Annotated in this window: 16 protein-coding genes, 1 other RNA gene and 1 pseudogene; 11 read left to right on the forward strand and 7 right to left on the reverse strand. The window is 58.8% G+C overall.

The annotated features are described in order from the left end of the window. Positions 1-110 precede the first annotated feature (110 nt). Together EKM85_RS01095 and recU are read right to left on the reverse strand one after the other, a co-directional pair. Entirely contained in the window at positions 111-2,405 is a 2,295-nt protein-coding gene (locus tag EKM85_RS01095) for a transglycosylase domain-containing protein (RefSeq protein WP_125584434.1), read from the reverse strand. After that, a complete protein-coding gene (gene recU, locus EKM85_RS01100) occupies positions 2,398-3,012 on the reverse strand; it encodes a Holliday junction resolvase RecU (RefSeq protein WP_125584435.1) in 615 nt (204 codons plus the stop codon). Before recU ends, EKM85_RS01095 begins: the two co-directional genes overlap by 8 nt. A gap of 67 nt (positions 3,013-3,079) precedes the next feature. Here recU and EKM85_RS01105 point away from each other — a divergent pair, with 67 nt between their 5' ends. The 8 genes from EKM85_RS01105 (at position 3,080) to EKM85_RS01140 (ending at position 10,730) form a co-directional block, all read left to right on the forward strand. After that, complete coding sequence (locus EKM85_RS01105; RefSeq protein ID WP_164510627.1) at positions 3,080-3,646, forward strand: DUF1273 domain-containing protein; 567 nt, start codon at positions 3,080-3,082, stop codon at positions 3,644-3,646. A 55-nt stretch (positions 3,647-3,701) separates the two neighbouring features. After that, positions 3,702-4,091: a cell division regulator GpsB gene (gene gpsB, locus EKM85_RS01110; RefSeq protein WP_125584436.1), complete on the forward strand. Its 390-nt coding sequence runs from the start codon at positions 3,702-3,704 to the stop codon at positions 4,089-4,091. Positions 4,092-4,110: 19 nt separating this feature from the next. After that, an RNA gene (gene rnpB / locus EKM85_RS01115) (RNase P RNA component class B) lies at positions 4,111-4,472 on the forward strand. Positions 4,473-4,964: 492 nt separating this feature from the next. Further along, positions 4,965-6,095, forward strand: a complete 1,131-nt coding sequence (locus EKM85_RS01120; protein WP_125584437.1) for a THUMP domain-containing class I SAM-dependent RNA methyltransferase — start codon at positions 4,965-4,967, stop codon at positions 6,093-6,095. A gap of 14 nt (positions 6,096-6,109) precedes the next feature. After that, entirely contained in the window at positions 6,110-7,042 is a 933-nt protein-coding gene (locus tag EKM85_RS01125) for an NAD(P)-dependent oxidoreductase (protein ID WP_125584438.1), read from the forward strand. Positions 7,043-7,108: 66 nt separating this feature from the next. Continuing rightward, entirely contained in the window at positions 7,109-7,336 is a 228-nt protein-coding gene (locus tag EKM85_RS01130) for a hypothetical protein (protein WP_125584439.1), read from the forward strand. Between the two features lie 155 nt (positions 7,337-7,491). Beyond that, complete coding sequence (locus EKM85_RS01135; protein ID WP_125584440.1) at positions 7,492-9,390, forward strand: M13 family metallopeptidase; 1,899 nt, start codon at positions 7,492-7,494, stop codon at positions 9,388-9,390. Positions 9,391-9,551: 161 nt separating this feature from the next. Then, a complete protein-coding gene (locus EKM85_RS01140) occupies positions 9,552-10,730 on the forward strand; it encodes an iron-containing alcohol dehydrogenase (protein WP_125584441.1) in 1,179 nt (392 codons plus the stop codon). Between the two features lie 172 nt (positions 10,731-10,902). Here EKM85_RS01140 and nrdF read toward each other — a convergent pair whose 3' ends face one another. The 3 genes from nrdF to nrdH form a co-directional block, all read right to left on the reverse strand. Further along, complete coding sequence (gene nrdF, locus EKM85_RS01145; protein WP_125584442.1) at positions 10,903-11,859, reverse strand: class 1b ribonucleoside-diphosphate reductase subunit beta; 957 nt, start codon at positions 11,857-11,859, stop codon at positions 10,903-10,905. Positions 11,860-11,929: 70 nt separating this feature from the next. Further along, positions 11,930-14,101, reverse strand: a complete 2,172-nt coding sequence (gene nrdE / locus EKM85_RS01150; RefSeq protein WP_125584443.1) for a class 1b ribonucleoside-diphosphate reductase subunit alpha — start codon at positions 14,099-14,101, stop codon at positions 11,930-11,932. Between the two features lie 47 nt (positions 14,102-14,148). Next, entirely contained in the window at positions 14,149-14,379 is a 231-nt protein-coding gene (gene nrdH, locus EKM85_RS01155; RefSeq protein WP_125584444.1) for a glutaredoxin-like protein NrdH, read from the reverse strand. Positions 14,380-14,626: 247 nt separating this feature from the next. On the opposite strand from nrdH, the gene EKM85_RS01160 reads away from it, so the two are divergent. Beyond that, positions 14,627-14,953 carry a hypothetical protein gene (locus EKM85_RS01160; protein ID WP_125584445.1) on the forward strand — a complete coding sequence of 109 codons (327 nt, stop codon included), beginning with the start codon at positions 14,627-14,629 and terminating at the stop codon, positions 14,951-14,953. A 135-nt stretch (positions 14,954-15,088) separates the two neighbouring features. On the opposite strand, the gene cls is transcribed toward EKM85_RS01160, so the two are convergent. Beyond that, positions 15,089-16,564, reverse strand: a complete 1,476-nt coding sequence (gene cls / locus EKM85_RS01165; protein WP_125584446.1) for a cardiolipin synthase — start codon at positions 16,562-16,564, stop codon at positions 15,089-15,091. Between the two features lie 89 nt (positions 16,565-16,653). Between cls and EKM85_RS01170 the strand changes: the two are divergent. After that, positions 16,654-17,256, forward strand: a pseudogene (locus EKM85_RS01170) (nitroreductase family protein). Between the two features lie 39 nt (positions 17,257-17,295). Here EKM85_RS01170 and EKM85_RS01175 read toward each other — a convergent pair. Then, on the reverse strand, positions 17,296-17,718 hold the full coding sequence (locus EKM85_RS01175; protein WP_125584447.1) for a ribonuclease HI family protein: 423 nt from the start codon (positions 17,716-17,718) through the stop codon (positions 17,296-17,298). Between the two features lie 24 nt (positions 17,719-17,742). Here EKM85_RS01175 and EKM85_RS01180 point away from each other — a divergent pair, with 24 nt between their 5' ends. Then, positions 17,743-18,144 (forward strand): hypothetical protein, encoded by a 402-nt coding sequence (locus tag EKM85_RS01180; protein WP_125584448.1) that lies wholly within the window; start codon positions 17,743-17,745, stop codon positions 18,142-18,144. Position 18,145: the final 1 nt, after the last annotated feature.

Genomic DNA, 18,145 nt, shown 5'->3' on the forward strand with positions numbered 1-18,145 from the left:
CCCCGGTTGAGTATCGGGAACAAGTCATCGTGGCTTAATTCAAATTCTAATTCGTCTAACTTTTCTATTGCACTTCAATCGTCGTCAGGGTCTTTTTGGCGGGGCTTGGCTCAGTGCTGCTCGGTTGAAGCGGCGCTTGACTCAGTCGAACTGGCGGTGTCACTCGACTCAGTGTTGCTCGACGGCACGGTAGCGCTGGTGTCGTCGCTGACGCTGCTGCTCGAAGACTCGCTGCTCGTCGAAGCCGCCGGGGTGCTGGCGGTGCTAGTGGATTCACTGGTCGTTGATGAAGTGGCGCTGGTGCTGCTTGGCGTCTCGATCGCCGCCGTTTGGGTGGCCGGGCCGTGGCCGCGCACGTACAGCTCCCGGGTGGTGTTGGCCGTATTGCCGGTCACCGCGGTGCCCGGGTTGGAACCCTTCAGGATGTGGGCAACTTGAACCGAGCTGGGTTTGTGCCAATCCTGGTTCGGGAGGTTCTCTGAGTCAACGAGGTAGCTCATCATGGCCTTGTAGATCTGCTGGGCGATCAGGTTGGAGCTGGCACCCAGGCCGTTTTGCAGCGGCTTGTCGTAGCCGGTCCAGATCGACATCACGCGCTGGGTGGTGTAGCCGGTGAACCAGATGTCTTTGGCCAGGCCCGAAAGCGCGGGGTTGGTTTTCAGCTCGGGGGCGCCGTAGTCTGACGTGCCGGTTTTACCCGCTTCGTAAAGGCCCGGAATGCGGGCGTAAATGCCGGTCCCACGGGTCATGACGCTCTTGAGGATATCGGTGATCATGTAGGCGGTGCTGGCCTTCATCGCCTTCGTTCCCTGATGCTCAAACGTCGTGGTGCGGCCGTCCATGTCGACGATCTTGCGGACGTAGGAAGGCTTGTAGTAAGTCCCCCCGTTGGCAAAAGCGCCGTAAGCGGCGGCCTCTTGTTCGGTCGTCGCCGAGGCGCCGATCGCACTCGGGTAGACCCTCTGATTGCTCGGCAGCGTGATGCCGAGCCCCTTCAGAAAGTTCAGCCCCTTGGCGAGCCCGACTGCTTCCAGGGTGCGGCCGGCCACCGGGTTGCGCGACTTCACCAGCGCGTCGCGGATCGAGATGCGGCCCAAGAACTTGTGGTCGATGTTGTTCACCGGGACGTCGCTGCCAGGCCACATGTATGGTGCGTCCTCCATTTGCTGGTAGGTCGAGTAGTTCAAGTACTCGATCGCCGGCCCGTAATCGAGGAGGGGTTTCATGGTCGACCCGTTGCTCCGGTCATTTTGCGTGGCCCGGTTGTAGGCCAGGCGCACGTTGCCGGTTTTGCGGCCGCCGCTTTGCGCGATGACCCGACCGGTTTGGGGATCGGTGATGGTCACCGCCGTTTGCAGGCTGTCGTTCGGGAAGGTCACGTAATCGTTGGTGTTCACGATGTCGTACAGCCGGCGCTGCGCTTTCATGTCGATGTTCGTGTAGATCTTAAGGTTCTCGCTGTACGGATCGATGCCCGTTTCCTTCTTGACTTCCTTAATCACCGAGGTCAGGTAGGAATCGATCACTTTGTCGGTGGTCGAATCATTGGTCTGCGCCTTCTTCTTGGCGAGCCCATCGGTCACTGGCTTTGCCTTGGCGGCATTCGCCTCGGCTTGCGAAACCTTCTTGTTGGTCACCATGGCCTGCAGGACCTCGTTGCGCCGGTTCAAGGCCGCCTCCGGGTGCTCGTAGGGGTCATACCCGGCCGGGGACTGCGGCATGCCGGCAAGCAAAGCCAGCTGGGAGAGGTCAAGCTGCTTGAGGTCCTTGTTGAAGTAGTAATGCGCGGCCGTACCCATGCCGCGCTGCGCGTTATCCATGTAGACCTTGTTGATGTAGTACTCGAGGATCTGCTCCTTGCTGTACTTCTGCTCCAACTTGATGGCAAGCCACGCCTCTTGCGCTTTGCGCTTAAGCGTCTGGTCCGAGGCCTTGGTGGAAAACACTGACAGCTTGATCAGCTGCTGCGTCAGCGTCGAGCCGCCTTGCAGGCCGTTGCTGCGACCGGTCAGCCTGCCCATCACGTTGCTGAAGGTCGCCCCCACGATGCGAATGGGGTCGATGCCCCAGCGTTCTTGGTAGAAACGGCGGTCTTCGATCGACACGACGGCGTCCTTTAGGGTCTGCGGAATTTGGTCGGAATGGACGTAAGTGCGGCTTTCCACCCCGAGGGTGGTAAAGACGTGGTTAGACGCATCGTATAAGGTAGGGCTGCCGCCTGACTTGAGCTGCGCCTCGGTGACGGTCGGGGCGCTGGAGGCGTAGTAGGCGAACAGCCCCAGCCCGCTCACGACCCCGACCGCAAACAGGATCAGCAGGGCCTTGATGACCGTGAGCCAGCGGCGGGATTTTTTCTTGGGTCGTCTGGCTTGCTTGCGAGCCATTCGCGATGGCGTATTAGGCATGATAAGTTCCTCTCTTCGTTTCAATTAACCAATCGACGCCGTCCAGGTAGGGGATCAGCGGCTGCAGCTGGGGGTGCAGCTCGAAGCCGGCTTGTTCGATCGCCTTCAGCGGAATCGACTTGCGGCCGTTTTGCAGGCTGGCTTCCCACCAGTGATTCAGGGCGCTGACCGGGTACACAAACAGCCGCTTCAGCGTCACGAACCTGATGAGGGCAAAGCAGATCCCGCCCTGCGCCAGGCAGGCATTGAGGTGGGCCACTTGGTGCGGATGGAAGTTCTTCAGCGGAAAGCTCGCCTTGTTCTTTGTCTCTTTGGCGTCAAAGTCAACGTAATAGCCCTGATAAACCCCGTTGTAATCGGTGGTGGAAGGCGTCTTAAAGTAAGCCTCCTTGATCACGGCCTGACTGCGCTGAGGGTAGTCCACCTTGACGATCTGGATGGGGGTTGGTTTTTTATAAATGACCGCCCGTTTTGCGGCGCGGTAGTATTGATTGCTGGCATTGAGCTCGGCCTCAAGCGTCATCCCGCGGCTGCCATAGTTCACGGCCGCGTCTTCAGTTTGCCTGCCTTGCTCGTATGCTTTACCATTGGGGTAATGAATTGCCATATGTTCACGCTCCTAGCGTCATTATATCAATCTTGGTCATTCGTGACCTAATGAGAAGGGAACAGTTATGCTGACTCGCCTTTGGCTGACAGGCTACCGCTCGTGGGAACTAAGCACTCACGGGGAAGACGACCCGAAAATCACGGTCATTAAGTATAGTTTAAAAAATGCTTTGGTGCCGCTGCTGGATGACGGCTTGCGGTGGGTCATCACCGGCGGCGAACTGGGGTGCGAGCAGTGGGGCGCTCAGGTCGCCCTTAGCCTCAAGCCCCAGTATCCGGACCTGCAGGTGGCGGTGATGCTGCCGTTCGCCGATTTTGGCCACCAGTGGAACGAAGACAACCAGGGCCGACTGCAGCAGTTGATCAGCCAGGTCGATTTCTCCCAGGCCACCTCCAGCGCGCCCTACCAAAGTCCGCAGCAGCTCAGCGGGTACACGCGCTTCATGCTTCACCACACTGACGGGGCCTTGCTGGTTTATGATCCAGAGTTTGAGGGTAAGCCGCGCTTTGCCTACCAAGGGGCGCAGGCCGAAAGCAGCCGCCGCGACTATCCCGTTTCCTTGATCACCATGCCTGATTTAGAAGAGGCCGCGCGTGATTGGAGTGAAAACCAGGCAAATGAGCAGTTTTAAAGCCTTAGGTGGTATGCTACAATAGTTTCAGTAAGTCTTCGAAGAGGTGCTGGATATGGATAACAACGAGTCAACGTTCAATGTTCAACTTGACCCCAAGGCCATTTTGGATAAGAATTTTAAGAAGGTCATGCGCGGTGACGATCCGGACGAGGTCGATGAATTCCTTGACCAGATCATTAAGGATTACGAAATCTACAACGCCGAGCTCGACCGCTTGAGTGAGGAAAATGCCCGCCTGCGCAGTCGCGTCGACGAGCTGACCAAGCAGTTGTCTGTTTCCAAGTCCGTCGCTGCCGCCACCCCGCAGCAGCCTAGCGCCACCGCGACGAATTATGATATCCTGAAGCGGCTCTCCAACTTGGAGCGCCACGTCTTCGGCAGTAAGTTGTCGGATGGCGGTCAGGCCAGTCACGATGACCAGTCGCGCATCGATCAATACTAATTTTGTGAATGTAGTTGCAGTTCTTGAGTAATCGCGCCAGGCTTATGTCTGGTGAGGAAAGTCCATGCCCGCCCAAGCTGAGATGCTTGGAGTGTTCGCGTCAGGCCCAATAAGCCTGAGTACCGTTTTACGGTAACGGCGGCCCAAAGCGCTAAGGCTTCGGCTATGCGTGAGTCGGTCTGAAAGTGCCACAGAGACGATGCTGTTCGGGAAACCGGCAGTTTGGAACGGGTAAACCCCGCGAGCGAGTAACCCAAACTTTGGTAGGGGCGCAAGACCTAGGGAATTGAACCGATGGTCCCAACAGTGAAAACTGAGATAGATGATTACTGAAGGCACCTTGGCCTGACAGGGTGCTGGAACAAAACATGGCTTATAGAGAACTGCAACCAGGCACGGCTCGGGGATTTCCCCGGGCTGTTTTTTTAGGTGCAGAGGGTCGACGGTTTTAGCCCGACAGTCAGCCTAGCCCGAGGTATTGCCGCCGTACTTTGGCGGCGATGCCTCGGGCGTAGCTGAATGCTCGGGCGTTGTCGACCCGCCGCCCGATTAAGTTAGGTGCAAAGGGTTCGCGCACTTAGGGGAATGGCTAGCCTAGCTTGAGGCATTGCCGCTGGTTTTTAGCGGCGAGGCCTCAAGCGTAGCTAGACACTTCCCCGTTGCGAACCCGGCGCCCGATTACGCCAAGGTGCAGAGCCGGCCCCACTTAGCGGGATGCGCAGCCACTCCGCATGTCAGCCTGTATCGCCATAAATCGCGCCAGGCTGAGCGGGTAACATATGCGCTCACCACACCCTGCCTCTGCCCCGTTCTTTTCCGGTGACAGCGCCCTCAATCTGGGGTAACATTGAACCGATAGTAAAGGAGATTAACATGCAATATAAATTATTGGCTACCATGGCCTCAGGGCTTGAAGCACTGACCGCCCGCGAGATCCAAAACCTCGGGTTCGAGGAGCAAACGGACAATGGCAAGGTCTACTTCCAAGGCGACGAACGGGCGATCGCAAAGGCCAACGTGTGGCTGCGAACGGCCGACCGCGTTAAGATCATCGTCGGCCAGTTCACCGCGACGACTTTTGACGAGCTGTTCGAAGGCGTTAAGGCGCTGCCCTGGGATCAATACCTGCCGCTGGATGCCGCCTTCCCCGTCGCGGGCCGCAGCGTGCGGTCGAAGCTGCACTCCGAGCCCGACGTTCAGGCCATCACCAAAAAGGCCATCGTCGATAAGCTGGCGACCGTTTACCACCGCCGCGGGCGCCTGGCCGAAACGGGCAAGACCTACCCGCTGGAGGTGTCGATCCTGCGCGACGTCGCGACGTTGACCATCGACACGACTGGCCCCAGCCTGTTCAAGCGCGGCTACCGCATTGCCAAAGGGGACGCGCCGCTGAAGGAAAACTTTGCGGCGGCCCTGGTGCTTTTGACCAGCTGGCATCCCGACATGCCGTTTGTCGACCCAACCGCCGGCTCTGGCACCATTCCGATCGAGGCGGCCCTGCAAGGGCTGAACCTGGCCCCCGGCCTGCAGCGCCGCTTTGCGTTTGAGGATTTTGCGTTTATGCAGCCCCAGGTGCTTCAAGACGTCAAAGACGAAGCGATGGACCTTGCCGACTTCGACCGTGAACTCGACATCCAGGGCTTTGACCTTGATCCGAAAATGATCGAGATCGCGCAGGAAAACGCCAAGCAGGCCGGGCTCGGCCAGACGGTCCGCTTCAAGCAATTGGCGGTGAAGGATAACCGGTTGAGCAATGATCAGCGCGGCGTCCTGGTGTCAAACCCCCCGTACGGGAAACGGCTGGGCGAGTTGGACGCCGCGCGCGCACTTTACCGCGAAATGGGCCAGGTTTACGGCGGGCTTACCAGCTGGAGCCGCTACTTCCTGACTGCCGATCTCGAGTTCGAAAAGGCGTTTGGGCAAAAGGCGACCAAGCGGCGTAAGTTGTACAACGGGACGATTCGCACCGACTACTTCCAGTATTGGGCGCAGCGGCGCCACTAAGAAGGCGAGCGTTAATGAACATTCTCACGTTATTTGATCTGCCCGACGAGGCCAAAGGCGACTTTGCCGCGCATCCTGACTGGCACGTGATCGCCAAGGCCGCATATACTGCCGATCAGGCCGGCGTGATCGACGTTATTTTGGGCTGGAACCAAACCGGGGCCGCCATTATTGCTGGCCCCAACCGGGTCAAATTTGTCCAAGCCATGTCCGCCGGCGTTGACTACCTCCCGCTGGCCGCCTTCGCCAAGCAGGGGATCCAGCTCGCCAACACAAGCGGGATCCATGCCGAACCGATCGCGTCCTCGACGTTAGCCGCCGTGCTGGCGTTTGCGCGGGGCCTCATGCCGCAGGCCCGGCAGTGGGATAATGAGGCCCGGCGTGCGCACATGTGGCTGCCGGCGGGGCAAGTGGCAGTGGTCTTCGGGACCGGCCACATTGGCCGGGCGATCGCGCGGCGCCTGAATCAGCAGGGCATGACCGTGTGGGGGATCAGCCGGCAGGGGCGCCCTGCCGAAGGGTTTGCCAAGGTCGGCACCGATGCCGATGCCCTGGCGTTTGCGGCGCAGGCCACCGTCTTGGTCAACGTCATGCCGCTGACACAGGCGACGCATCACTTCTTTGACGCGAAGTTCTTTAACGCCCTGCAGGGAACACCTTTGTTCATCAACGTCGGGCGCGGTCAGACCACCGACACCGTCGCGCTGCGCAACGCGCTGCACGCCGGCCGGCTGCAAGGAGCCGCGCTGGACGTCTTTGAGCAGGAGCCACTGCCGGCCGCCGATCCGCTCTGGCAGGAGCCGCAAGTGCTGATCACGCCGCACGTGTCCGGAACGGTGCCGCACCTGCGCTCAGCCGTTTATCAAATTTTTAAACCAAACCTCGAGGCCTTGGTGGCCACTGGCCGCATCGCGCAAAACCAGGTGGACCTGACCGCCGGGTACTGATTTTTCGCCCCAAAACAGTTATACTGAAAGCGGTAACAATTAGCACCCAAAAGGAGGTTCTTGCTCATGGCGCAACGCACCACTGAGATTATTGGCTTACTGGAGGACGCACTTCTCACCAAGCGCAAGGTGTTGATCCACACGATCGACAAGAAGATCTTGAAGGGGATCATCGCTGAGATCCACCCGGGGACGGTCAAACCGTACCAGGAGCGGAGTACCGTGATCATTGAAACGCCAAAAGGGGCAAAACGGCTTCAGGAGTATGCCATCACGCGCATCGCCTGGGCTTAAGCCAGGCCGGGCCAACCATTCCAGGTTGGCCCGTTTTTTTTCGCGACTGGGGGTGATGCCGCCCCCAAAAGCAGTGGTGAAAAGCGGGAGCGCTTGCGCTATAATTAGCATTACATTAAGCGCTGGTGAGAGCCGGTGAAGGGAGCGACAAGAATATGGCAGAAGTGCGTTACCAAGATGACTTGTACGACGCCGTCAACGGCGAATGGGAAAAGACCGCGGAGATCGCGCCGGACAAAACGGCGACCGGCGGGTTCAACGACCTGGCCGACGACGTTGAGGCCAAACTGATGGCCGATTTTGCAGCGATCAGTGCCGGGAAGAAAACCGCCCCTGACGATTACTTTGCCGAGGCCGTGAAGCTGTACGATTTGGCCAAGGACTTCGACGCGCGCGACGAGGCCGGCATCAAGCCGGCCCTGGAGCGCCTGGTGCCGCTGGACGACACCACGGACATCGCCGCATTTAACGCCAAGGCGGCCGACCTTGAGGCCTCGCTTTTCCCAATGCCGTTTAGCAGCGGCGTTGAGCCCGACCTGAAGGACACCAGCGTCAATAAGGTCACCATCACCGGGCCGGCCACCATTTTACCGGACGTGCCGTATTACGCTGAAGACAACGCCCAGGGCAAGGCACTGCTCAAGGTGTGGGCAGACATGGTCAAGGAACTGCTGGCGCAAACCGGCCTCAGCGAAGCCGACCAGGCCCAATACCTGGCCGATGCACTGGCGTTTGACGCTGAGCTGGCCAAGCACGTCAAGACCCGGGAGCAATGGGCCGACTACCCGGCGGCTTACAACCCGCAGTCCTTCCAGGAAGTTTCGGCCCAGTTAGGCGATTTTGACTTCGCCCGGTTTGCCAAGGAGGCCTGGGCCGAGGTGCCGGAAACGATCATCGTCGCTGATCCAAGGTTTCTCAAGGAATTCACCCAGCTGTTCTCGAAGTCGACGTTCCCTCGCTACAAGCACTGGGCTTATGTGAGCGACCTGGTTTCCAACTCGGGCTACCTGAGCGAAGCCCTGCGTCAGTTGGGCAGCAAGTACGGCAAAGCCTTGTCCGGCAACCCAGAGTCGCCTAAGCAGATCAAGCACGCATACCGGCTGGCCAACCGCGTCTTTTCCGAGCCAGTGGGCATCTATTACGGCCGCACCTACTTCGGCGAAGAAGCCAAGCAGGATGTGACGAAGCTGGTCGAGAACATGATCGCCACTTACAAGCGCCGGCTGGCCAACTCCGACTGGCTCAGTCAGCCGACGAAGGATAAGGCCATCGTGAAGTTGGATAAGATGGTCCTCAAGATGGGGTACCCGGACCGGCCAAACGAGGTGTACGACCGCTTGCACGTGCAGGCCGATCAAGGCTTGTTTGAAAATGTGATCCAGCTGGCAGAAAAGCGCCACGCGTTTAACCTGGAGCAGCTGACCAAGCCGGTCGACCGCGCCGTGTGGAATATGCCAGGTCACTTGGTCAACGCCAGCTACGACCCGTCGCGCAACGACATCACGTTCCCGGCGGCGATCCTGCAAGCACCGTTTTATTCCCTGAAGCAAACCGCCAGCGAGAACTACGGCGGCATTGGTGCGGTCATCGCCCATGAGATTTCGCACGGGTTTGATAACAACGGGGCGCAGTTCGACGAGTACGGCAACATGACCAACTGGTGGCAACCGGCCGATTACGCCCACTTCAAGGAACTGACCCAGCAGATGATTGCCGAGTTCGACGGCATCGAAACGCCGGCTGGCAAGGTCAACGGCAAACAGATCGTGTCGGAAAACATTGCTGATGCCGGCGGGCTGGCAGCCGCGCTTGAAACGGCCCAGCGTGAACCCGACGTTGACCTGAAGGCCTTCTTCACCAACTGGGCCCGCGTCTGGCGGCAAAAGGCGCGGCCGGAGTACATGAAGTTCATCCTGTCGATCGACGTGCACGCGCCGGCCAAACTCCGGGCCAACATCCAGCCGCAGAACCTGGATGAATTCTACGAGGCGTTTAACGTTTTGCCTGGCGACGGCATGTACACCGAGCCGGCCAAGCGGGTTCACATCTGGTAAACACGCACTAGTCGCGCATTCTGCGCGGAAACGGCCCGGCTGACGCTGCGGCCGTTTTTTGGTGGCGGTACGGTGCCGCTCACGCCCTTGCCAATTTCGCGTTCGTGGCTCACAGTAAAGAAGACAGCATTGCCTGCCAAAGAAATGATTGGAGGTTAATCATGCAAGCTTTTCGGTTAAATAATCAAACAGATCTGCGCTTCGGGCCGCTCAAGGAAGCGGACCTCAGAGCCGCCGTCAGCCAGTTTGGCGACCGCGTGCTTTTCGTTTACGGCGGCCATTCGATCAAGGCCAGTGGCCTATACGATCGGGTGATCGAAGCCCTCAGTGGCCTGAACGTCACCGAGCTGCCAGGCATCGCGCCCAATCCCAAAATTGATTCCGTCCGCACCGGGCAAACACTGGCCAAGGCCAATGCGGTCCAGGTCATTCTGGCCGTTGGCGGCGGCTCCGTCATTGACGCGGCCAAGGTGATCGGTGAGGCGGCGAACTACGCCGGCGACCCGTGGGACCTCGTTCTTGACAGCAAGCTGGGCCTGAGCACGAAGCAGCTGCCCATTGTCGACGTCGTGACCCTGGCGGCCACCGGGACGGAGATGAACATCAACGCGGTCATTTCCAATCCGGAGACCAAGCAGAAGCTCGGCGCCCGCTGCAGCCGCACGCCGGCGGTTTCGTTCATGGATCCAAGCCTGACCTTCACCGTCCCGGCGCGGCAGACAGCGGCCGGGTCGATGGATATTTTCAGCCACCTGTGCGAGCAGTACTTCGACCGCGAGCCGGATAATGACGCCACCAAGGGCATGATCGAAGGGCTGATGCGCAGTGTGATCAAGTGGACGCCGGTGGCCCTCAAGCAGCCGGACTCACTGCCGGCGCGCCAGAACCTGATGTGGACCGCCACGGCGGCGTTAAACGGCGAAATGGGGGCCGGCAACCGCAACGGCTGGAGCTGTCACGCGATGGAGCACCAGCTGTCTGCCTACTACGACATCACCCACGGCGTCGGCCTGGGGATTCTCACGCCGCGCTGGATGCACTATGTGTTGACCACCGATCCCACGACCACTGCGCTGTTTGTGCGGTTTGGGCGCAACGTCTGGCACCTGACCGACGCGGATGACGCCGACCTGGCCGGCCATGCCATCGCCAAGACCCTGAGCTGGATCACGAGCCTGGGCTTTGGGATGACGCTGCCGGCGGTGGGCATCCCCGACGAGCGCAACTTCGCGCCGATGGCCCAAGCCGCGGGCAAGCGACTGGGCAATGCCTACCTGCCACTGGACGCGGCAGCCGTCACCGCGATTTACCGCGCCAGCATGACCCCGGGGCTGGCGTAGGAATGAGGCTGAGACCCAAAGCGGTTTTAGCCCAAAAAGCAAACGTCCCTGCATCACGCATTCGTACTTCCAATGCGCGGTGCAGGGACGTTTGCGTGTCTGGGCGTTGCTTTGGGGAACGCGACTAGGGCAATTATGTCTCGGCTCTATTTATTTGGCTTAATTGTTCGCCCTAAAACTTGTAGTCGTCGTCGGACATTGCTTCCACTTGCCCCAGCCGGTAGCCGTTACCGACCTGGGAGAAGAAGTCGTGGTTCGACGTCGACGTGGAGATCCCGTTCATCACGATCGGGTTCACGTCGGCCGCGGTGTCGGGGAAAAGGGGATCCTGGCCGAGGTTCATCAAGGCCTTGTTGGCGTTGTAGCGCAGGAACGTCAGCACCTCGTCCGTCCAATCGGTCTTGGCGTACAGGTCGTTTGTGTAGCCTTCCTCGTTGGCGTATAAATCGTACAGCAGGTCGTACATCCAGTCCTTCATCTTGGCCTGCTCGGCTTCGGGCAGGGCGTTGAAGCCCAGCTGGAACTTGTAGCCAATGTAGGTGCCATGCACCGACTCGTCGCGAATGATCAGCTTAATGATCTCGGCGACGTTGGTCAGCTTGTTGTTGCCCAGGTAGTAGAGCGGGGTGAAGAACCCGGAGTAAAACAGGAAGGTCTCCAGGAAGACCGACGCCACTTTTTTCTCCAGCGGGGACCCATTGTGGTAGATATCGTTGATCTTGTTGGCCTTGTACTGCAGGTGCTCGTTGGAGTTGGTCCAGTCAAAGATCTCGTCGATTTCCGCCGGCGTGTTCAGCGTCGAGAAAATCGTTGAGTAGGACTTCGCGTGCACGGACTCCATGAACTGGATGTTGTTCAGCACGGCGCGCTCCTGCTGGGTGCGGATATTGTCCATCAGACTGCGCATCCCGTCCTGGCTTTGCAGGGTGTCCAGCAGGGTGAGGCCGCCAAAGACGTGGCCGACGACCCACTGCTCATTCGCGTCCAGTTTGCGCCAGTCATCCAAGTCGTTGGAGACCGGGATCCGCGTGTCGAGCCAGAACTGCTCGGTCAGCTTCTCCCAGGTCGCCTTGTCGATCTGGTCTTCAATGTCGTTCCAGTTGATTGCAATGTACTGCTTTTCCGCCATTTTGCCACTCCTTAAATTGAGAAAATCGCCAACCGCGCAAAGGGCAGGGCCAAGCCCTGCCCAAGCGACGTTAAATCGAGCAAGATTCGCATGCGTTTGAGCCGATCTCTTCTTGGTCATCCGTGTAGGTGCGGATGTAGTAGATCGACTTGATCCCTTTGTGGTGCGCGTAGTTGCGCAAGATGTTCAGATCGCGGGTCGTCATCTTGTTGGTGCGTCCCTGTTTCCACGGGTACATGCCTTCCGGGATCGTCGAGCGCATGAACAGGGTGAGGGACATGCTCTGATCAACGTGCTGCTGGGCTGCCGCATAAACGTCGATCTCCTTGCGCATGTCGATGTCGTAGGCACTCTTGTAGTAAGGCATGGTGTCGTTCGACAGGCCAGGAGCGGGGTAGTAGATCGTCCCGATCTTCTTTTCCTGGCGGTCTTCGATCCGGTTGACGATTGGTTGCAGCGACGCGCTGGTGTCGTTGATATACGAGATCGAGCCGTTCGGCGCCACGGCGAGGCGGTTCTGGTGATACAAACCGTCCTTCATGACCGCGGCCTTCAGATCAGCCCAGTCCTGTTGCGTCGGGATCTTCACGTTCTTGAACAGCGCCTGGACCTTGGCGGTCTTCGGCGCCCAGGGCTGGGTGACGTACTTGTCGAAGTACGAGCCATCGGCATACTTGCTGGCCTTGAAGTTGTGGAAGGTCTCACCGCGCTCGGCGGCGATCTGGTTAGAGGCCTTAAGGGTGTAGTAGTTGAGCAGCAGGAAGTAAATGTTGGTGAAGTCCAGCGACTCCTCATCGCCGTACTGCATGTGGTTCAGGGCAAAATAGGTGTGCAGGCCCATGGCGCCCAGGCCGATGGAGTGGGCAAGCTGGTTGCCGTGCTGAACCGAAGGCACGACGTCGATGTTGCTGCTGTCGGTCACAAACGTCAAGGCGCGCACCATCGCCTCAACGCTCTTGCCGAAGTCTGGGCTCTTCATCAGGTTCGGGATGTTCGTCGACCCCAGGTTGCAAGAAACGTCTGTCCCCAGCACGTCGTATTCCTGTTTATTGTTGATCACGCTGGGTGTTTGCACCTGCATGATCTCGGAGCAGAGGTTCGACATGATGATCTTCCCGGCGATCGGGCTGGCATTGTTGGCCGTGTCGACGTTGACGATGTACGGATAACCGGATTCCTGCTGCAGTTTGGAGATCTCATTTTCCAAGTCGCGGGCCTTGATCTTGTACTTCTTGATGCGGGGGTTTGCGACCAGCTGGTCATACTCCTTGGTGATGTCCACGTAGGAAAACGGCTGGCCGTACTCGCGCTCAACGGAGTAAGGGGAGAACAGGTACATGTCGGCGTCTTGGGCCACCAGCTCGTAGTACTTGTCGGGCACGATCACGCCAAGGCTCAGCGTCTTGACCCGGTACTTCTCGTCCGCGTTTTCCTTCTTGGCGCCCAAGAAACTGATGATGTCGGGATGGAAGACGTTCAGGTACACGACCCCGGCGCCTTGGCGCTGCCCCAGCTGGTTGGAATAAGAAAAGCTGTCTTCCAGCAGCTTCATGACGGGCAAAACGCCACTGGCTGCGCCTTCAATGCCTTTGATCGGGGCGCCGGCTTCCCGCAGGTTCGACAGGGTCAAGCCGACCCCCCCGCCGATGCGGGAAAGCTCAAGCGCGGAATTGACCGCCCGGCCGATCGAATTCATGTCGTCTGCGACCTGCAGGAGGAAACACGAGACGAGCTCACCGCGGCGCTGCCGCCCGGCGTTCAGAAACGACGGGGTGGCCGGCTGGTAGCGCTGGTGGATCATTTCGTCCGCCAGGGCCATCGCCAGGTCTTCGTTGCCGTCCGCAAAGTACAGGGCATTGGCAAAGACCCGGTCCTTGAAATTCTCCAGGTAATACTGGTTATCGTCCGTTTTCAAGGCGTACTGCGCGTAAAACTTGTACGCCGCCATGAAGGACTTAAACTGAAACCCGGCGGCGGTCAGAAAGGCGTCGAGCTTTTCCAGGAAGGGCAGCTCGTACTTATCCAGCATGGTCTGCTCGTAGTACTGATTGTTGACCAAGTAATCGAGCCGCGCCTGCAAGGAAGCAAAGTGCTTGGTGTTCGGGGCCACGTTCTCTTCAAGAAACGCCGCCAGGGCCTGCTTGTCTTTGGCCAGCGGGATCTGGCCGGCGACGGGGATGTTGATCTCGTTGTTCAGCGCGTAATAGGACACGTCTTCGGGTTTGAGGGTGCTTAATGCCATAATGTCACCACTTTCACAAAGTTTGGGGGATGAAAAAAGCCGGCCGTTTAGCCAGCCAGCTGCTTCAATGCTTCCGGCCGAAAGCCGTAGAAGGACCGCATGCCATCGGCCTCGAGCACCGGCACCGCCTGGAAGCCTTGCTCTTTCAAGTAGCTGATGTACTGAGGCTCTTCGTTGATGTTATGTTCGGTGAACTGAATGTTGTGGGTGCGCAGGTAGTTCTTCGTCATCCGGCACTGGGGGCACCCGTTCTTCGTAAACAGCGTAACGTTGCTCATACCAATCACTCTTTCTTGTTATCTTATGCGACCATCATACCCAATGTTGGGGGTCAGGTCAAGCAAAAACACCACATCTTGTGGTTAAGATTTTTGCTCAACCCAAGACGTGGTGCCCGATGTGTTTTGTACATTAAGTATAACCCATGCGTCCACGGCAAAACAATCCTTGGACACTTCTAAAAGGTAAGTTTTTTGGCCCGCTAGGCTGACCTATAATGGACTTGTCAGGATCGGAGGTGAGAACATGAAAGACGACAAAAAGGCAGACCAAGCCGCAGCCGTTGACATGATCGACGGCCTGATCGATTACGCCAGCAAGCACGGGCTCAAAAGCCGGGACCTGGCCAAGACCCTGATCGCGGCGACCAAGGACGGGCTGGAAGGCGTGGACCCCTTATTTAAGGACGGCGGCCTGGAGCGCAAAAGCGTGGAGGACCTGGCCACGGGTTACCTCGTTGACCGCTACCACCTGGCCGGTGATGAACTTGCGGCCAAGCACGAGGCGCTCGTCAAGGAGGCCCTGGCGCTGCTGCGGCAGCATCCTGAGGCGTTTGACAAGTGGGTCAAGTAAAGCCGCGGGTTTAACCAAAAATGCAAACACCCCTGCCTCACGATTCGCTCGAAGGATCGCGATGCAGGGGTGTTTGCTTGGCCGGCCGCGGCCGCAACGCGGCGAGAAAATGTTGGCCCGCTTTTGGTGACTCGGCTATAAAACCGGGGACAACAGGCGGGAGAAGTACTGCTTGAAGCGCAGCCAGTGGCCCTGCTGCTTGATCACTTGCGGCGACAGGAACTGACAGTGCTTCAGGTCCTCATCAAACGCCGCGCTCAGCTGCTGGGCGATTTTGGCGTCGTAAATGAAGGCGTTGACCTCAAAGTTCAGCTTGAACGAGCGAATGTCAAAGTTGGCTGAGCCGACACTGGCGATCGCATCGTCGATGACCAGCGTCTTGGCGTGCAGGAACCCGTTTTGGTAGTGGTAGACCTTGATGCCGAAGCGGCTGAGGTAGTTCGCGTAGTACTGCGTCGCGCGAAAAATGAACGGGTGATCCGGCATGTCCGGCACCATGACCTGCACGTCGATCCCGGCGAGCGCGGCGGTGATCAGCGCGTCAAGGGCGGTATCATCGGGAATGAGGTAAGGCGTCTGCAACCGCACCGACTTGGTGGCACTGGCGATCATCTTAACGTAGCCGTACTTGATCTGCTGGGCGGAAGAATCCGGGCCGCTGGCGACGATCTGCATGGGCGCCTTGCCCAGCTGAATCTTGCTGGTGGCCAGCGCTTCCGGCGACAGCGGCGCCAAGTCGATCGCGTAAGGCTCGGCCTGGTCGTCCGGGACCGTGGCGTTCCAGTCCATCAGAAACTGCACCTTGAGCGCGTAAACGGTGTTACCGCGGATCCGTAGGTGGGTGTCGCGCCAGAAGCCGAATTTCTTTTTGCGGGAGACGTACTGGTCGCCGACGTTAAAGCCGCCAATGTAGCCGATCGCATCGTCGATCACCACGATCTTGCGGTGGAGGCGATAGTTCAGGCGGAAGTCAGAGATCAGGTGCTGGGAGGAGAAGTAGGCTTCCACCTTGGCGCCGGCAGCGATCAGGGGCGCCCAGAAGCGCTTGCCCGCCCCCAGCGACCCCCAGGCGTCGTAAAGCACCTTGACGGCCACGCCGGCGCGCGCCTTTTCGATCAGCAGGTCCCGCAGCTGGGTCCCGAGCTGGTCGTTGTAGATGGTGTAGTACTCGACGAAGAAGTGGTCGTTGGCCTGCTTGATGTCGGCAAACAACTGCGCGAACTTATCCTTGCCGTCGTAAAACAGCTTCACCGAATTGTCGCCGAGCACCGGGGCGCTGGCGGTGTTGAGAAAAAGGGTGGTCAGCTCCCGGGCGGCGGGGGTGGACACCGCGGCCGGCAGCAGCCGGTCGTGCGTGTTGGCGTGCTTTTGCATGGCGACAAAGGCCTTGGTCCCGCGCCGGTACTCCGTTTGGATCGTCCGGACCTTCTTGGCGGAAAGGCCCCGGCCGGCGAACAGGTAGATGCCAAAGCCGAGCACGGGCAGGAAAATCAGCACTAACAACCACGCCCAGGTGGTCGGGATATCCCGCACTGAGCGCAGGACGGTGAAAATGGCGGCGATGATGTTAAGGACCAAGATAAGCGAGATGATCAGGGTGAATACGGACATCAGCACGCCTCCTTTACTGGAATTTAGACTTTACTAACAAAAAGTACGCTGTTACACTTATTGATACACTACGAAATGAGGTTATCGAATTGAATACTGACTTACTGAACTTATTGCAGCAGCGCCGCTCGATTTACGCCTTGGGCAAGGACGTGACCCAAAGCAAGCAGGCCATCGTGGACCTCGTCGAGGACGTGATCCAGGCGACCCCCACATCCTTTAACTCTTAGACCACCCGGGCGGTCCTGCTGTTCGGCGAAAAGCACGACCAGTTTTGGGACATCGTGGTCGACCGGCTGAAGGCCGAGGTGCCAAACGAGGCCGCATACGCCAAGACCCAGGCGAAGATCGCCGCGTTCAAGGCGGCGTACGGCACGATCTTGTACCTGACGGACGATGCGATCGTGAAGCAGCTTGAGCACGATTTTCCGCTGTATGCTGACAATTTTGCCACGTGGGCGGAGCAGGCACAAGGCTCCAGCCAGCTGAACGTCTGGGTCGCGCTGGCGAACAACGGCATCGGGGCCAACCTGCAGCATTACAATCCCATCATCGATGACCTCGTCAAAAGCGCGTTTGCGCTGCCGGCCAACTGGACGCTGCGGGCGCAGATGCCGTTTGGTTCGATCGTCCAGCCGGCCCAGCCGAAGACCACCATGGCCAAGGCCGATCAGTTCATGGTCCTGGACTAGCCGCTAAACCGCTAGCCGCACGCATGCGGCGCCTTTTGATCACTCCCTAAAGCGTGCTGAGGCACGCTTTTCTTGTGCCTCGGCCGCCCGCAGGCCTTGCTGGGCCAGCATGTGCGCGCCGCGGTTTTGGTGGTCAGGCAGCCACTGCCACAAGACCAACGGGAATTGACTGACCAGAGCGGCCAATTCTGTGACATAATCGGCGTAGTGCTTCGCGTAGTTCTTATCCAGGGCCTCAATGACCAGCTTCGAGTCGCTGTAAAAGCTCACCGGCCCCGTCAGGCCAAGGGCCAGCAGCCGCTTAAAGCCGGCGATGGCGGCCTGAAATTCGGCTTCGTGATTAGTTGTTTGCGGCAGCGGTAGGTGGGTCTGGTCCTGCTGGCCTTCAGCGATGATCAAGATCCCGATCCCGCCAAGCCCAACGTTGCCTTTTGTCGCCGCATCTGTGTATAGTTTATTCATCGTTCTCCTTAAGGAAGTGAGCCGTTGAAGAAAGCATTTTGCATCCAACCTGGATGGCTTGATTTTAGCATGTTTTGGGGCATTATCGCGATTGGTCTGAGCGCGGCGGTCGTCTTGCAGATGGAATTGATCGGCTACGGGCCGGTCAGCCTGCCGGCACTGCTGCTGCTCTTGGCCATGGCACTCCTGGCCGGCGCGCAGGTGTGGCGCTCGCGCCTGATCATTGAACCCGCGCAAATCACGGTCAGGCGGCTCATGCCAGGCAACACGCTGGTCATCCGCCGCGGTGATCTGACCGCCGCCACGTGGACGAAGCACGGCGGCACGCTGAAGACGCGGACTTACGGCGACATCAATTTTTTACGGTTTGGTCATGGTGAGAACCTGCAACAGGCGGTGACAGCAGTGCTGTCAGAAAGGGGTTAAT

Origin of the sequence: Lacticaseibacillus jixianensis, assembly GCF_003946485.1 — a bacterium.
Lineage (GTDB): Bacteria > Bacillota > Bacilli > Lactobacillales > Lactobacillaceae > Lacticaseibacillus > Lacticaseibacillus jixianensis.